Source organism: Gilliamella sp. BG7 (assembly GCF_046635565.1).
Lineage (GTDB): Bacteria > Pseudomonadota > Gammaproteobacteria > Enterobacterales > Orbaceae > Gilliamella > Gilliamella apicola_P.
Genome location: NZ_JBIDFB010000002.1, coordinates 1 through 16,790, shown reverse-complemented (window position 1 = coordinate 16,790; position 16,790 = coordinate 1). Strand labels below are relative to the sequence as shown.

Sequence of the window (16,790 nt, the reverse complement as noted above, 5' to 3'; positions counted from 1 at the left end):
ACTGATAAAAAGAAAAGTCGGTAGCTTTTGTTTTGATAAGGTGTTGTTAAAAAACATGGCTAATGAGCAATTTCAATTTTCTAATGAATGGAATAAGATTCGCGATTTGGTTTTTCAAGTAATTGATCTTGATTTAATAGAGCAATTAAAGGATGAACCGAACCGAGTTTTGCGCGAAATTCAAACTATAATCAGAGATATTGTTAATTCTGGCAGTGCTTATATCACGGCTGATGAATCTGGTATGCTAGCAAGTATGATTTGTGATGAAATCGTTGGTTATGGTCCAATTGATTCTTTGATGAAAGATGAAACAGTTAATGATATTTTAGTAAACGGTCCTCATAGTATTTATGTTGAACGGGGTGGTGTTCTTAGCAAAACGAATAAATTTTTTATTAGTGAACGCCAACTAATTGATATCGCAAGGCGTTTAGTAAATAAAGTAGGCAAAAATATTGATGAGGCTCATCCTTTAGTTGATTCTAGAATGCCCGATGGTAGCCGACTTAATGTTGTTATTCCACCTATTGCCATTGATGGTACCTCAATGTCAATTCGTAAATTTGGTAATGGTCGTCGTACATTCCATGATTTAATACAATATGAGTCACTAAATGACGATATGGCTAATTTTTTAGTTATTGCGGCACGTTGTCGAATGAATATTATTGTTTCTGGTGGGACAGGTTCAGGTAAAACAACGATGTTAAATGCATTGTCTGGATTTATAGGTGACAATGAACGTACCATTACACTTGAAGATGCTGCAGAATTAAAACTGCAACAAGATCATGTTGTTAGAATGGAGACCAAATCAGGTGGAGAGGATGGACGTGGAAGAGTAACTATGCAAAACCTATTAGTTAACGCTTTACGCATGCGTCCAGACCGGATTATTTTAGGGGAATGCCGTGGTGAAGAAGCTTTTGAAATGCTTCAAGCCATGAATACTGGTCACAGTGGTTCAATGTCGACGTTACATGCCAATACAGCTAAAGATGCCTTGTCCCGATTAGAAAGCATGATCATTATGGCTCAACCAGAATTACCTATTGTTGCAATTAGGCATTATATAGCTTCTTCCGTTAATTTTATTATTCAAGTTTCTCGTCTGCCAGATGGACAACGTAAAGTGATGACTATTACTGAAATAATGGGATTAGAATCTGGAAATATTATTACTCATGATGTGTTTCAATTTAAAATTCATGAAGAAAGAAGTGAAAAAGGTATGATTCGAGGTGAATTTGTTTGTAATGGATTAATTAGAAGATCTGCACTTTATGATAGTGCCCAATATTATGAAATGTCGGACATATTAGAAAAATTAATGATAAACGCAGCAGGTTTAAAAACATGATTTTAATTCTTTCAATTGTACTTATCATTGTAGCTATTGTAAATATTTGGAATTTGCGCCGTCGTAAAGGGCGGTTGCAAATTTTTTATGAAACTGAAGTTAAAAACGCTTCATTGACTAGTTTGGTTGAAAACCAACTATCACGAAAGCGACAATCGTCCTGGGCTCGAGCGTTTTGGGATCAAATGATATTTGATACTAACCTGATGATTAAAGCTAATTATAATGTATTAGTAGTAGGGCAATCTAAAGCACGGTTATTTGTTTACATTTTTGCAGGTATGTTTATAGGTATCATATTAAATGCAAATTATACTCATTATGATAACTATACTGCAGCACTAGTTAGTGTTATTGCCACAATTGTTATAACCATTGTTATAAAAAAAAGAAAGTTGAAAAAAGAGTTTTACGATACATTCCCTGAAGCATTAAATACCATTACAGGTGTCGTGTCATCTGGCGGTGCGATAATTACAAGCTTTAGGTTGTGTGGTGACTCTATTGATGGAGTAGTCGGTAAAGCAATGAAGGAAATGGATAACAGGATAGAAATTGGTGAAAATGTTGAAGATGTTTTAATGAAATCTTATTTACAGCTTCCTTTTCCAGAGTACTACTTTTTTATTTTAACAGTAATGGTTAATCTAGATAGTGGTGGGGAATTGAAAGAAATCATGAGTCGATTAGCAAAAATGTTAACAAGCAATAGAATCTTAAGCAAAACTAGAGATGGTAAAACTGCAGAATTAAGGATGACAATGATAATATTAGCTTGCATGCCTTTTGTTTTTATGTTGGCACTTAAATTCCTTTCAGAGACACACTTTCAGTATTTGGTTAATACAACACCCGGTCACTATCTTTTGTATTATGTTGTCGGTAGTGTGGTTATCGGTTTTTTAATTATAAAAGGAATGATTAGTAAGATCATTTAAATTATGACAAGTTTACTAAATATAATAATCCCAATTATTTTAATTGGTATCAGTAGTAGAGAGTTGATATGTTCCTATTTGCTATATCAAAGAAAAGAAAAACTTAGTTTGTTAATAAATAGTGAAGGCCAAGAGACGAAAATATCTAAAAGAGATATTAACAAAAGGGATGTGGCTTTTGAAAAGATTGTTGCGAAAAATAGTTTAAGCTTAGGTTTTTTACGTCGCTTTCAAGAAAAAAATAGTTGGAAAATCTATGCTGTTATTATTGGATTCTCATTTTTTTATCTTGTAAATCAAATTTTTTCATTTGTTGAAATTGATTCAGGTATGTTATTGATAACTTTATTTATTTTTATTGTGGTGGTTATTTTTGTGCCTGATAAGCTGTTAAAAAGACAAACTGCAAAAAGAATTAAAAAGATTTCGCAAGACTTACCGCTGATCATTGATATGATGGCAATTATGGTTAAATCAGGTATGACCATTGAAAATGGTTTTAGGTATCTAAGTACAAGAGTAAAACCGATTAATAGGGATGTGGCAGCTATATTAGATAGGGCTTGTTTAATGATGGATGTTAATGGTATTGAACTAGCTATTGATTTAATTTTGAAAGAAGTACCATGTAAAGAAGTCAGAATGTTTTGTATTACCTTAAGAAGGAGTATTAATTATGGTAACTCAATTTATGATGCTTTATTAGATTTATCAGCTGAAATTAGGGATATACAAAAGTTAACCATAGAAGAAAAAATTGCTGCTATTGCAGCTAAAATGACAGTACCGATGATGATATTTTTCTTAGCGCCTGTTCTTGCTATTGTTGCAGGGCCTGTTTTCATGAATATTGTATCAGTTTTAAGTAGTAATAATTAGAATAATTAGGGATCTAGAAATAATGAACGATTTTTCAATCTGCTGTAAACCAAGAAAGTTAATAAATCCAAAATTTATTGTGGTATGTTCGATGTTGTTTGTTGCTACTGGATGTCAAAACAGTACCGTAAGAAATGATTTAAATGAGCAACAAAAAATTTATATCCATGAAACAACCAAAAATTACGGTGGTTTAATTGAGCTTTATAAACAACGTTTACAACATTCTAATACTGAAGATACAAGATATAAACTTGCTCAAGTCTATTACTTGTCTAATGATTATGAGGCGGCGAAAAGAACATTAACGCCTGTTTTAAGTAAGAGTAAAAACGATAATATTTTTGTTTTGTATGGTCATGTTGAGTCTAAAATGGGAAATAATGATACTGCATTAGAATATTTAGACAAAGCCATCGCAATTAATCGTAAAAATGGTGAAGCATATAATGTAAAAGGTATTGTTTTGTTGAAAAAGAAACAATATGACGCTGCGCGATATTCATTCAACTTAGCTAGAGAAAACTTTTACGATGAGAATAAAGTAACAAATAATCTAGCAATGTTATCTATTTTGAATAAAGATTATAATGAAGCTTATAAGCATCTAAATATTTTATATACAAAGGGATTTCGGGATCAAACCATTCTTCACAATTTGCTGTATTCACTGGTAAAATTGAATAAAATGCAATTAGCTAAGAAATTTTGCTTAGGGCATCGGTTATCTAATGATCCAGAAATCTTAATTCAAGAATTAAAACAGATCGAACCAATTGATGCAATTAAATTTAATGATGTTAAACCAACACAAAGTAATAACCAAAAGCAATATACAATTGAAAAAATAGCATCTCAGAAAGTATCCAAAACTAATTACATTATTAATCCTAAAAAAGGAACCAATTCAAAAATTAATTCTAAGTCAGAAATTGGTGCTAAATTAGCAAATGTAAGTAAATTAGAAACAGGAAATAGGTCAAATATTACTTCTCAACAAGCTACTGCAACTAATTCTGAAGCAGTTACTAATTTAACTTCTTCTAAACAAAATAGTCAAGTTAGTCGGGCGAGAACCCAATTGGCTATTGTAGCTATTCGATCAGGCGAACACAAAAAATTTAGTCGGATTACTTTAGAAACATTTAATCCATTGAATAAAAATCAATATTTGATTGAAAAAATCTCGCCAAAAGAATTTAAATTATCGTTTTATGATGTAACGCTTCCTGAAAAGGGAATTAATCATATTATTAATCTAATTTCCCGTAGTGATCGTGATTTTGCCAAGGTAACAGGAACTTTAACTGCAGAAAAATCATTAGTTCTACAAATAAAAACAAAGCAGGACTCAACAGTGAAGGATTTTGATGCCGGTCCTAGTTCTAACGGTAAAGATCACTGTTTTGCATTTGATTTTTATTTAGAAAATAAATAAATGTAATAATAAATATAAATCATATGGAGTTTGCATGAAAGAGAAAAAAATAATTATTTTATATATATTAATGTTAGTTGTGGGACTAGCATTATTGTTTACAAAATCGACACCCGAACCTACGCCGGTGCCTGTTGCTGAACCAGGGGATTATATGCAAGTACAAGTAAGAGAAGAACCCAAAAGAGAGAGCATAACAATAGCTGTTGCAAAACATGATATTAGTAAAACGAAAATATTGACTAAGGATGATTACTATTTTAAATCAATAGAGGTTGATACCTTAGCTAATGAAAAATCCAAATATATAAGTGATGCGATAGCAATTGATTCTTATGTTGCTAAAAATCATATAGCGAAAGATACATTTATAGAAAATAGTTTTGTCGCTTCACCCAATTCAGATGACTATAGACTGCTAGCTGTAAAAGAAGGCAATTACATGTTTCCGTTCAAATTAGAACAAATTGATTCTTATTTGGTAAGAAATCTAAAGGTTGGTGATCTTGTTGATCTTTATATATTTTATAGCGATGGTGGATCAAATTCTAATAAGTTAGTTTCACCTAGTGATGATTTTGTTAAGAATAGTATAAAACCGATTATTGTCGGTAAAAAAATTCTTTATATTGATCAAGATGATGAAGATGGTTCAAGCTTTCAGAAAAGAAGTGTAAATCAAATTCAACTAGAGCTTTCAAATCAAGAAATTAAATTGTTAAGAACATTAATGACAAATTCAACAATTATGATTTACCCAAGCACTTTTAAAAACAATGTTGAAGATGGATTACATTTGTTGGATGATAAAGAAAAGGACTGGCCATTAACTGATAAGGCTATATTTTCAAAGAATAGACAGATTAATTTGTTAAAAGGTAACTAAGAATGCTAATAAAAGTTAAACCAATTATGAACGCAATCAGAAAGCTAGTTTGCTTATTATCAATTAGCTTTTCCCCGTTAGTTTTTGCTAATGTCCATAATTTGCAGATCGGGCAAAGCAAATCAATTGTTTTACCTGAGAATGTTGGTACTGTTTTCATTAGCCAAGACAGCGTAGCAAATTATGAAGTTGTAGGTGGTAAATCATTAATTATATATGGTAAATCAAATGGTAGAGCTAGCTTACTAGTATATGATGATGCAAATAATATTATTCTTAATGATACAATTAATGTTGATCCGCTTTTATCTCAAATTACACACAGATTAGCGCAAAATTTTCCGAATAGTAGCGTGACAATTGATCGTTATGATAATGGGGATCCAAATGGTAAATTTGTTTATGTACTAAACGGCACTACTCCAGATACTACAACAAAAAGTAAAATTATGACGGTTGTAGGTTCACTTGTAGGTCAAAATGCTGAACGACGAAGCCATACATCATCATCATCAGATGCAGATCTTGCATTTCAAGATTATTATGTATATAACAATATAATAGATAATATTAGAGTGATTGAGGAGTATCAAGTTAATGTAAAATTGACCTTTGTTGAAGTTAGCAAAAAATTCACTGATTCATTGGGTATTGAATGGCAAAGTTTAACTTTGGATAGTATGTCTGAAAGTGGTGGTAGTACGATGAATAATGTTGGTGAATTTACGCTGTTAGGTTTGAAAAAAGGGTTTAATATTCATAATATTACAACAATGATTCGAGCAATAAAAAATGATAATTTGGCCAAAATTTTAGCACAACCTAATTTATCTGTTTTATCTGGTGAAAGTGCATCATTTTTAGTTGGTGGTGAGATTCCCATTGTGACTAAAAACAAAGATGGTGAATCAGATGTTACTTATAAAGAGTATGGTATCAAATTAAACATTAGTACCAAAGTGAATAATGATAAACGTATTAGATTATTTATTAATAATGAAGTGAGTTCGGTTGCAGGATCATATGCTTTCAATGACTATAATATTCCCACCTTACAAACTCGGAAAACGAGTTCTACCATTGATTTATCTGATGGAGACAGCTTTGTTATTGCAGGCCTAATTAATGAACAAGATTCAGAAACATTATCTCGTATTCCTTTTGTTAGTGAAATTCCAATTTTAGGAGCATTAGCACGTAGCGCAACATCAGCTCGTGAAAAGAGTGAAATGGTTGTATTTGCAACAGTTAATTTAGTTACACCTAATAGTAGTTTTAATGGTGTAGAATTACCGATGTTAGAACGAACAGATGTAATTAATAGCTTCTTTAACATTAAGAATAATGTGGATAAGCAACGACGTAAAACAGTACCAATTTCTAATGAAAGTGAAAAATTTATTAATGACATGGGTTTTATTGAATAAAAGGTTAATGGGATTCTTATGCAATTATTTGGTAATAAAAAAGATATAGATATATCAAAAGGGACTTCACAAGAATTTGTGGCTGGGCGTATCACTGGTTTTCACATTGCTATTTTAAGTAAAAGAAGTGAATTGATCGAAAATATACGTTCTATACTTTTCCTTTACAATGTATTAAGTATAGAAACCATCTCATTAGATTTATCTGAATTAAAAGAAGAGCCGCATTGGAACCAATATGATGCTATTATTATAGATATCAAAGAAGAAGATGATGCTGAGTTATTATCTGAAACTATTAATCGTTATATTCCAATTAAGGCAACGACAATACTCATTGGTATGCATGATTCAATTCAGTTTTCTGAATATTTATTAAAAAGAGGAATTCATTTTTTATTAGAAAATAGCCAATTAGAGAAGATTCCAACCATATTACACTCAAGAAGTATTACCACTGGATCAAGCCAAAGAACAGGTAGCATTATTACATTTTTAGGTTGTAAAGGGGGAATTGGTACTTCATCATTGGCTATCCATACACTAAAAAATATCAGTTCACTAACTAATTATCCTCTTTTTTATATTCAAGGCGCAACTACAAGTCCTAATGCAGATTTTTTATTTGAAATGCCAATACCCCAAGATGATTCATTAGTTGATGTTGGACTGTCTTTACAAGTAAAAATTGAATCCAGTGAACGGGCTTGGAAATATGATGATTTGAATTCAGGACAATTCAATATCACTGTTATTGATCAAAATATGGGATTATCCTCCTCCATTAGGCATTTTGAAGAAATTATTACGTTTTCTAGTATTGTTTTTATCGTAATAAATCGGGATCCATTCTCAGTCAAAGTTGCTAAGAAATTGCTGGATGAAATTTCGCGTACTACTACACAAAATCCGAATTTACTAAATAAGCGTTTTTTGGTCTGTCTAAATGAAAATCTTCCTTATGATAAAAAAAATGCTTTACGAGATGAGGATATTGAAGATTTTTTAGGTAGAAGTATTGATTTTACGCGTAAATTTATCCCTAAAATGGATAAATTTAAAAATGCGCATCATAGTAATGAAATAAAAGAAATAGCTACAGCTATTATTGGTAGTAAGGAAATAAAAAAAAATAAACAACAGAAAACATCTTTTTCAATATTAAAGAAAAAGAAGATTAACCCTTAATAGAATGTAGAGTAAAAATTATGTTGAAATGTTGGAAATTATTTTTTCGTCAAAAAAATGCGAATGTTCCGATAGAATTTGCAATTGTTTTTCCTTATATAATTATTTTATTTTTGTTTATAATTGAATTTAGCCGGATTATGTTTATTGGTTCTGCTTTGGATTTAGTGACTACAGAAATAACTAGACAAACGGCTATTTCGCAAAAGAATGATTATAATCAGAAATTACAGCAGTTGATCAGAACTGAAGTGCCTTTATGGCCTTATATAGCTGATCCAAAAAAATTTGAAATAGCCGTGGCATATTGTAAAACAATCGACGAGACAATTAAGAATAATTGTCAAGGTTCTCCTAGCGACGATACTCGAATACTATTGTTTAAATTGAAATATGATTATCGTGCCATATTCTCCAATTTGTTTAGCCGTATATTAGATACCTCTTTGGAAAAAAAGACTGTTGTTTACCGTGAATTTTATTAAAATAATTGATAATTAAAGGAATGAAATAGCAAATGAAATATTATGGTAATTTTTTTCGCAATAAAGACGGTATTATGTCAATTGAGTTTGCAGCGTGTTTCTGTTTATTTTCAGTCTTAGTATTTATTATCTACGATGTTTACTGTAGTGTCATGCTACAAAATAAATTAGAACGAGCAAACTATACTGTAGCCTCTATTTTTCGTGAAAGATCATCCATCTACCCAGTTATAGATGGCTCGAGTATTCAAAGTAGTATATCTTCATTATGCAGTAATTCTAATTCTTGCTCTCAATCTCATGAGCTGTTTGATAATACCCAAGTGGAAGAACTCCGCCGACTAGCAAGCTCATTATTAAATGGGCGTGATGTTGCTCTAAAAATAGATGGTTTATTTATTTTCCAAGATACTAATCATCCAGCAAGTATAAAAGACGCAAAATTTGCGACATTAAGCGCTAAATCTTGCACCTCTGGTACGTGTAATAATGAAATTGAAAACTATTTTACTTCATTACCTAGTATAACCGATCATTCAAATAGTTCACTTAGTAATTATTCCAAGCTTGTTCCGTATGTTCCACGAATTACCGATCCTACCTCGGGGTTAGCGGGGCGTTGGATTCCCTTATATCGCGTTAGCATGTGTATTGTTAACGAAGAAAGCCTTTATTTAAAATGGATTAACTCAAGCAGAAAGGCTACGGACACCTTACCAAATTTATGTAGTAATATTGTTGTGCTGTCGCGTTGTGGTGATATTTTGAGTTCTAATAGAACAAGTTGTCCAATTTATCATCTCTAATCAACACACTTTTGCGAGGATTATATGTGCAATATTAAAGCTAACCAGAACAATAAAAAATCTTTTTTTAAGTGTACTTCAGGAAGTATTGTTTTAAGTCTTGCGATTATGTTACCTGCTATGTTTCTTTGTATGGTAGTTTCAATAGATCATACCCAAACAATGCGTAATCGAGCTCGAGTCTCTGAAGCAACTAACGAAGCTTCGTTAGCTATTGTAGCTTTAAACAATAAAAATGTTGATCAATCTGCAATTGAACAAAATCGTAAAATGGCATTGAACTATATTAATTATTTTATAAATCATAAAATTAGTGACGATTTTATAGAAGGTATCGATGCCACTATTGACGTAGAATATGAAAAAAATAAAAGAGTCTATAGTATTGTCTATAAGCAAAAATTTGATTCTCTAATAAGTGGGAAAGAAGACGGAAAACCCGATGAGTCAAATCAATCTATCCTTGTAAGTAATAAAACAGAAAGCTATGGAAATACAAAAAAGTTTGATCGTATTGAAACAGTTGATATAGCTTTTATTAGTGATTTTTCGGGTTCAGCAACATGCCTATATAACGACTATAACTGTAATCGTTACTCTCAGCAAAATGGAAATGCCGACAAGGAACGTCTTCATTATATGAAAACAGCAATTGCTAATATTATCAATAAGTTTAAACAATATCCAGAATATAAGTTTGCATTAGTTCCCTATGATATTGGTGTTCCTGTCCAGAACAAAACTAAAAATCTAGCTGGTGGAGAGAGTTATTCTTGCTCGATAATGTACAAATTGAAATCCCCTTACAATGTTGTTGATTATAATTTTTGGGCAAATAAAAATATTGCATATCAAAAATGGAGTAAATTAGAAAAAAATGGGATTATTAAAGATTATTTAAAGTATGACTATCTTGGGAATTTTGAAAACACGGTTTATTACAATTTAGATTATTTTTATTATCTTTATTATTCACAAATACTTGGTCCTGCTTTAGGGCTACATACTAATGAAGCCTTGGTCGATAAAGGGCTATGTCGTCTTCAAAATAGTACTGAAAGTCTTAATAATGGAACAGCAAAATATGCTTGTGATCTAAAAGATCCTGATGATTATCCATTAAATAAGAAGAATAAAAGTATTATTAAAAGTCAATACGCCAAAATAGTTGAACAGTATGATCATATGTTTTCTGACGCTCATCCCAATGTGCATTATTCATTTGCTAATACCGAAACAGTCGATGTCAAAGGAACTATTAATACATTATTTAGTGAAATGAAAACTAATATTATAACATTTAATCGACCTATTTCGCCAACTGTCGCTGATTTTTCACCATTTCAAGGAATGTGCCAATCTCCATTATATAATAATGGAATTATGAGCGAAGAAATAATAAATATGCAAAGCAGTTTTGAAAGATTTGCTGAAGCTGCAAAGAATCTAAAAAGCTTTAAATTATCGCCTCGTTTAATTCCGTTTAGTGATGATAGAGAGCATAATTCTAAAATTTTAGATTATATTAAAAAAGCAAATTGGCGACCGGGCGGTGGAACAGATACTATTACAGCTTTGTTAAGGACTGTTCCAGTAATAGCAAAAAGTAATGCGGCTCGTAATAAAATAATGATTATTATTACAGATGGCAAAGATGATACTGGAGCAGATCTCCTTAGAGATCAATTTTTGGAAAACGGTGTTTGTCAAGCAATAACTAGTGGATTAACGTCATCTGACAATAAAGAAAAAGGTTATATTGATGAGGTAGCTAGTAATGCGGCTATCCACTATGTAAAACTTTCTCCAAAAGCAGCTAATTTGAAAACAGATGATGAATATAAAACAGTATATGGAAAATGGTTTACCAATTGTATGAAAGGTAACAAACAATATTTACATGAGGCTCAAGATTATCAAACATTATATGATGCTTTGACAAGAATTATCCAGACAGAAACAGGCAAATTTATTAATAAAAGTGAGTCTGAATAATAGCTATTAGGAGTTATAATAAATGAAATTAAAAAAAGTAGTATTATTCATATCTTGCTCATTTTTTTCATTATTAGTGAAAGCAGATACAGATGCTATTATTTTAACATCAAAGTCAGCAATAAGTATTGCTTCAAAAACTCACTTAGTTGATACGGGTATAACAATAGAAAACGGTGATGTTTGGGTTTGGGGGTTTAGAAATTCAGGGCAGCAGGGTAATGGAGTATCGCATGATGGCGAATATAAAACACCTGCTAGAGTAGCGTTTTTTGCTAATAAAGGGATCGATATTACACAATTAGCTGCAGGAATATATCATATTATTGCATTAGATGAAAAAGGTAATGTCTGGGGCTGGGGACAAAATGGATATCATGAGGCATCTGGTAATGGTAATGCAACATCTTATCCAAGTGTGCCTGTATTAGTTTTAGAAAATGAAAATGTTGTTATGATAGGTACGGGAGAGTATATATCTTATGCTTTAACCAAAAGCGGTGATGTTTATACTTGGGGGCATGGTATATATGGTCAAACGGCGAACGGAGGAAGAAACACAGCTAATGATATTTATAAGATCCCTCGAGAATATTTTAACAATAGGCCAGTGGTATTACTTGGCGCAGCTTACGAAAGTGGATATGCCATTAATGATGCTGGTGAAGTTTTTGGATGGGGTGATGACGAAAGTAATGCATTTGGTTTTGAAAATCCAACTGATCATGTATATCGAACCAGACCAATACAAATTACAAATCTCCCCTCAGGTGTTAGTGGTAAGGATATAGTGTATATTGCTGGGGGTGATCGTTACACCGCGTTTTTAACCTCGTCAGGTGATGTTTATGGTATGGGGGCTGGAAGTTATATAGGGATTGGTATGATGCCTGGAAGAAATGTGACAACACCTAGGCGCATCATAGGAAACATAGATATGCTTTATTGTCGATATGTAGGATGTGTTGCTGTTGATAAAGATAAAGGCTTATGGACATGGGGGGCAACAGAAGGATCTGCTTTTAAACAAATATATGGAAATACTCCAACGAGAAGAACTCATAATGGAATTTTGACTAAAATTGATGGTGGTAAAGAACATATAATATATTGGAATGATGAGGGAAAAGCCTATGGTGTTGGATATGGAGCTGGGCATAAATTTTCACAACAAAGCAACGAAAATGTAAATTGGCCGGGAAAAGAGCTTGATTTTGTTATTAATGCAATGAAAAGGGTTTATGGTCTAGATTATATTCCGGGGCAAGGACAATAATGATTAGTCAAGAATTAGTGAATGATATTATTATGTTGGCTATTTGGATATGTTTGTTATTTTCATGTTATACGGATTTAAGATCTCGAACTATCTCAAATAAAATCGTCATAATAATATTCGTTTTGATTATGTTAAATTTTATTTTTGGTAAAGGACAGCTAAATTATGGCGCATCAGCTATATTTCTAATCTGTGGTCTGTTTCTTTTTTATTGCCGATTAGTTGGTGCTGGGGATATAAAATTAATTGTTGTACTTTTGATATCCCTCCCAACAGATCGCGTTCTGTCTTTCTTGATTGTTATTACATTTTGTGGTTTACCGATGGCAATCATAGCAATTATATATAAATACTTAAAAAAGATCGAAAGTGGTATCACGTTACCTTATGGTCTTGCAATTAGTGGTAGCTATTTTTTAACGTCTATCACACTATTTTAGCGTTGTATTGTAATAGCTAACGGATATGTAAAATTTGTCCAAGAGTAACGACAGCTGAATATAGAACAGCGTATGGAAAGTGGTTTATCGCGAAAATGAAAGGTAATTTACCTAAGGTTCAAGATTATCAAACATTATATGATGCTTTGATAGGAATCACTCAGATAGAAGCGGGTGAATTTATTAATAAAAGAAAGTATAAGGAATAAACAACTAGGGGGGTACACTTAATGAAATTAAAAAAAGCCACATTATTCATATCCTGTTTATTTTTCCCATTATTAGTGAAAGCAGGTACAGATTCGGTAAATTTACCAACAACAAAGTCAGCAAATTTAAAATCAAAGTCAGCAATAGGTATTTCCTTAACTAGCAACTTAGTTGATACGGGTTTAACGTTAGAAAACGGTGATGTTTGGGTTTGGGGGTTTAGAAATACAGGGCTGCAAGGTAATGGAATATGCCATGCTAGTAGCGGATTTAGCAGACCTGCTAGGGTGGAGTTTTTTGCTGATAGAGATCTAAATGTTACACAATTAGCTGCAGGGTTATATCACATTATTGCATTAGATGAAAAAGGTAATGTCTGGGGCTGGGGACAAAATGGATATCATGAGGCATCTGGTAATGGTAATGCGGCGGGCTATCAATGCTGGCCTTTTTTAACTTTAAAGAAAAAAAATGTTGTTATGATTAGTGCAGGACTATATTCATCTTATGCTTTAACCAAAAGCGGCGATGTTTATACTTGGGGGCATGGTGTATATGGTCAAATGGGGAACGGAAAAAGGAAGGTGGTTAATGATGTTTATAAGATCCCTCGACAATATTTTAATAATAGACCGGTGGTATCTATTGGCGGTGGTTACGAAAGTGGATATGCCATTAATAATGCTGGTGAAGTTTTTGGATGGGGTGATGATGAAGATAATGCATTTGGTTTTTACAATCCAGCTGCTCATGTATATCGAACCACACCAAAAAAAATTACAAATCTACCCCCTGACGTTAATGGCAAGAAAATAGTGCATATCACTGGGGGCGATCGTTTCACCGCGTTTTTAACCTCGTCAGGTGATGTTTATGGTATGGGGGCAGGAAATTATTTAGGGCTTAATATGGGGCCTCAAATAAAGGTGACAACACCTATGCTTATCATACGAAATATAAAGATGCTTTCTTGTCGATATGTAGGGTGTGTTGCTATTGATAAAAAGAATGGATTATGGACATGGGGGGCAACAGAAGGATCTGCTTTTAGACAACTATATGGACGTACTCCAACGAAAAGAAATTACTATGGTAATTTGACTAAAATTGATATAGGTAAAGAGCATATAATATATTGGAATGATAAGGGGAAAGCCTATGGTGTTGGATACGGATCTGGGCATAAATTTTCACAACGAACCAATGAAAATGTAAATTGGCCAGGGAAAGAGCTTAAATTTGTTGTTGATGCAATGAAAGGGGTTTATGGTAATAAACATATTCCAGGGCAAGGACAGTAATGATTAGTTAAGAATTAGTGAATAATATTATTATGTTAGCTATTTAGATATGTTTTGTTATTTTCATGTTATACGGATTTAAGATCCTAAAACTATCTAAAATAAGATCGCCATAATAATATTCGTTTTGACTATATTAAATTTTATTTACGATAGAGAGCAGCCAAATTATGGTGCATCAGCTATATTTCTAATCTGTGGGCTGTTTCTCTTTTATTGGCGATTATTTGGGTTGGGTATATAAAATTAATTGCTGTACTTTTGATATCCCTTCCAACAGATCGCGTTCTGTTTTTCTTGGTTGTGATTACATTTTTGTGGTTTACCGATGGCAATCATAGCAATTATATATAACCAATTAAAAAATAGAGAAAAGTAGTATCACGTTACCTTATGGTCTTGCAGATAGAAGCGAGTGAATTTATTAATAAAAGAAAGTATAAAAAATAAACAACTAGGAAGGGGAGGTACACTTAATGAAATTAAAAAAAGTAGTGTTATTCATATCCTGTATGTTTTTTTCATTATTAGTGAAAGCAGATACAGATGCTGTGATTTTAACATCCAAATCAAAGTCAGCAATAAGTATTACTTCAAAAACTCACTTAGTTGATACGGGTATAACAATAGAAAACGGTGATGTTTGGGTTTGGGGGTTTAGAAATTCAGCGCAGCAGGGTAATGGAATATCGCATGATGGCGAATATCATCCACCTGCTAGAATAGAGTTTTTTGCTAATAACGGGATCACTATTACACAATTAGCTGCAGGAATATATCATATTATTGCATTGGATGAAAAAGGTAATGTCTGGGGCTGGGGACAAAATGGATATCATGAGGCATCTGGTAATGGTAATGCAACATCTTATCCAAGTGTGCCTGTATTAGTTTTAGAAAATGAAAATGTTGTTATGATAGGTACAGGAGAATATACATCTTATGCTTTAACCAAAAGCGGTGATGTTTATACTTGGGGGCATGGTATATATGGTCAAATGGCGAACGGAGAAATAAACTCGATTAATGATCTTTATAAGGTCCCTCGAGAATATTTTAACAATAGGCCAGTGGTATTACTTGGCGCAGCTTACGAAAGTGGATATGCCATTAATGATGCTGGTGAAGTTTTTGGATGGGGTGATGACGAAAGAAATGCATTTGGTTTTGAAAATCCAACTGATCATGTATATCGAACCAGACCAATACAAATTACAAATCTCCCCTCAGGTGTTAGTGGTAAGGATATAGTGTATATTGCTGGGGGTGATCGTTACACCGCGTTTTTAACCTCGTCAGGTGATGTTTATGGTATGGGGGCTGGAAGTTATATAGGGATTGGTATGATGCCTGGAAGAAATGTGACAACACCTACCCACATCAAAGGAAACATAGATACGCTTTATTGTCGATATGTAGGGTGTGTTGCTATTGATAAAGATAAAGGCTTATGGACATGGGGGGCAACAGAAGGATCTGCTTTTAAACAAATATATGGAAATATTCCAACGAGAAGAACCTATCATGGAAATTTGACTAAAATTGATGGTGCTAAAGAAGATATAATATATTGGAATGATGAGGGGCAAGCCTTTGGTGTTGGATATGGAGCTGGGCATAAATTTTCACAACAAAGCAACGAAAATGTAAATTGGCCGGGAAAAGAGCTTGATTTTGTTGTTAATGCAATGAAAAGGGTTTATGGTCCAGATTATATTCCGGGGCAAGGAAAATAGTGATTAGTTAAGAATTAGTGAATAATATTATTATGTTAGCTATTTAGATATGTTTTGTTATTTTCATGTTATACGGATTTAAGATCCTAAAACTATCTAAAATAAGATCGCCATAATAATATTCGTTTTGACTATGTTAAAGTTTGTTTTTGATAGAGAGCAGTCAATTGTGGTGCATCAGCTATATTTCTAATCTGTGGTCTGTTTCTTTTTTATTGCCGCTTAGTTGGTGCTGGGGATATAAAATTAATTGCTGTACTTTTGATATCCCTTCCAACAGATCGCGTTCTGTTTTTCTTAGTTGTGATTACATTTTTGTGGTTTATCGATGGCAATCATAGCAATTATATATAAACAATTAAAAAATAGAGAAAAGTAGTATCATGTTACCTTATGGTCTTGCAGATAGAAGCGAGTGA

At 32.5% G+C, this 16,790-nt stretch carries 14 protein-coding genes; all 14 read left to right on the top strand.

All coding sequences use genetic code 11. The features are described 5' to 3' along the window. Positions 1–55: 55 nt before the first annotated feature. The 14 genes from ACGH49_RS01465 (at position 56) to ACGH49_RS01400 (ending at position 16,371) form a co-directional block, all read left to right on the top strand. The gene (locus ACGH49_RS01465) at positions 56–1,363 is read left to right on the top strand and encodes a CpaF family protein (RefSeq protein WP_411587985.1); all 1,308 of its coding nucleotides are present in this window, start codon (positions 56–58) and stop codon (positions 1,361–1,363) included. Further along, on the top strand, positions 1,360–2,301 hold the full coding sequence (locus ACGH49_RS01460; protein WP_411587984.1) for a type II secretion system F family protein: 942 nt from the start codon (positions 1,360–1,362) through the stop codon (positions 2,299–2,301). The genes ACGH49_RS01465 and ACGH49_RS01460 overlap by 4 nt, the downstream gene beginning before the upstream one ends. A 3-nt stretch (positions 2,302–2,304) precedes the next feature. Then, positions 2,305–3,180 carry a type II secretion system F family protein gene (locus ACGH49_RS01455; protein ID WP_411587982.1) on the top strand — a complete coding sequence of 292 codons (876 nt, stop codon included), beginning with the start codon at positions 2,305–2,307 and terminating at the stop codon, positions 3,178–3,180. A gap of 22 nt (positions 3,181–3,202) precedes the next feature. After that, positions 3,203–4,618: a tetratricopeptide repeat protein gene (locus tag ACGH49_RS01450; RefSeq protein WP_411587981.1), complete on the top strand. Its 1,416-nt coding sequence runs from the start codon at positions 3,203–3,205 to the stop codon at positions 4,616–4,618. Between the two features lie 34 nt (positions 4,619–4,652). Further along, positions 4,653–5,504, top strand: coding sequence for a hypothetical protein (locus ACGH49_RS01445; protein ID WP_411587979.1), 852 nt, complete (start codon positions 4,653–4,655; stop codon positions 5,502–5,504). A gap of 2 nt (positions 5,505–5,506) precedes the next feature. Further along, complete coding sequence (locus ACGH49_RS01440; RefSeq protein ID WP_411587977.1) at positions 5,507–6,931, top strand: type II and III secretion system protein family protein; 1,425 nt, start codon at positions 5,507–5,509, stop codon at positions 6,929–6,931. A gap of 18 nt (positions 6,932–6,949) precedes the next feature. After that, the gene (locus ACGH49_RS01435) at positions 6,950–8,119 is read left to right on the top strand and encodes a hypothetical protein (protein ID WP_296207853.1); all 1,170 of its coding nucleotides are present in this window, start codon (positions 6,950–6,952) and stop codon (positions 8,117–8,119) included. A gap of 20 nt (positions 8,120–8,139) precedes the next feature. Next, positions 8,140–8,604: a TadE/TadG family type IV pilus assembly protein gene (locus ACGH49_RS01430; RefSeq protein ID WP_411587976.1), complete on the top strand. Its 465-nt coding sequence runs from the start codon at positions 8,140–8,142 to the stop codon at positions 8,602–8,604. A gap of 32 nt (positions 8,605–8,636) precedes the next feature. Next, positions 8,637–9,410, top strand: coding sequence for a tight adherence pilus pseudopilin TadF (tadF, locus tag ACGH49_RS01425; RefSeq protein WP_411587975.1), 774 nt, complete (start codon positions 8,637–8,639; stop codon positions 9,408–9,410). 24 nt (positions 9,411–9,434) lie between these two features. Beyond that, a complete protein-coding gene (locus tag ACGH49_RS01420) occupies positions 9,435–11,405 on the top strand; it encodes a hypothetical protein (RefSeq protein WP_411587974.1) in 1,971 nt (656 codons plus the stop codon). A gap of 22 nt (positions 11,406–11,427) precedes the next feature. Next, entirely contained in the window at positions 11,428–12,681 is a 1,254-nt protein-coding gene (locus ACGH49_RS01415; RefSeq protein ID WP_411587973.1) for an RCC1 domain-containing protein, read from the top strand. After that, entirely contained in the window at positions 12,681–13,124 is a 444-nt protein-coding gene (locus ACGH49_RS01410) for a prepilin peptidase (protein ID WP_411587972.1), read from the top strand. The genes ACGH49_RS01415 and ACGH49_RS01410 overlap by 1 nt, the downstream gene beginning before the upstream one ends. Positions 13,125–13,354: 230 nt before the next feature. After that, positions 13,355–14,635, top strand: a complete 1,281-nt coding sequence (locus ACGH49_RS01405; protein ID WP_411587971.1) for an RCC1 domain-containing protein — start codon at positions 13,355–13,357, stop codon at positions 14,633–14,635. A 476-nt stretch (positions 14,636–15,111) separates the two neighbouring features. Beyond that, positions 15,112–16,371: an RCC1 domain-containing protein gene (locus tag ACGH49_RS01400; protein WP_411587970.1), complete on the top strand. Its 1,260-nt coding sequence runs from the start codon at positions 15,112–15,114 to the stop codon at positions 16,369–16,371. Positions 16,372–16,790 lie beyond the last annotated feature (419 nt).

Coding starts and splice junctions, on each gene's coding strand:
- ACGH49_RS01465 (WP_411587985.1), top strand. CDS start 56: ATGGCTAATGAGCAATTTCAATTTTCTAATGAATGGAATAAGATTCGC.
- ACGH49_RS01460 (WP_411587984.1), top strand. CDS start 1,360: ATGATTTTAATTCTTTCAATTGTACTTATCATTGTAGCTATTGTAAAT.
- ACGH49_RS01455 (WP_411587982.1), top strand. CDS start 2,305: ATGACAAGTTTACTAAATATAATAATCCCAATTATTTTAATTGGTATC.
- ACGH49_RS01450 (WP_411587981.1), top strand. CDS start 3,203: ATGAACGATTTTTCAATCTGCTGTAAACCAAGAAAGTTAATAAATCCA.
- ACGH49_RS01445 (WP_411587979.1), top strand. CDS start 4,653: ATGAAAGAGAAAAAAATAATTATTTTATATATATTAATGTTAGTTGTG.
- ACGH49_RS01440 (WP_411587977.1), top strand. CDS start 5,507: ATGCTAATAAAAGTTAAACCAATTATGAACGCAATCAGAAAGCTAGTT.
- ACGH49_RS01435 (WP_296207853.1), top strand. CDS start 6,950: ATGCAATTATTTGGTAATAAAAAAGATATAGATATATCAAAAGGGACT.
- ACGH49_RS01430 (WP_411587976.1), top strand. CDS start 8,140: ATGTTGAAATGTTGGAAATTATTTTTTCGTCAAAAAAATGCGAATGTT.
- tadF (WP_411587975.1), top strand. CDS start 8,637: ATGAAATATTATGGTAATTTTTTTCGCAATAAAGACGGTATTATGTCA.
- ACGH49_RS01420 (WP_411587974.1), top strand. CDS start 9,435: ATGTGCAATATTAAAGCTAACCAGAACAATAAAAAATCTTTTTTTAAG.
- ACGH49_RS01415 (WP_411587973.1), top strand. CDS start 11,428: ATGAAATTAAAAAAAGTAGTATTATTCATATCTTGCTCATTTTTTTCA.
- ACGH49_RS01410 (WP_411587972.1), top strand. CDS start 12,681: ATGATTAGTCAAGAATTAGTGAATGATATTATTATGTTGGCTATTTGG.
- ACGH49_RS01405 (WP_411587971.1), top strand. CDS start 13,355: ATGAAATTAAAAAAAGCCACATTATTCATATCCTGTTTATTTTTCCCA.
- ACGH49_RS01400 (WP_411587970.1), top strand. CDS start 15,112: ATGAAATTAAAAAAAGTAGTGTTATTCATATCCTGTATGTTTTTTTCA.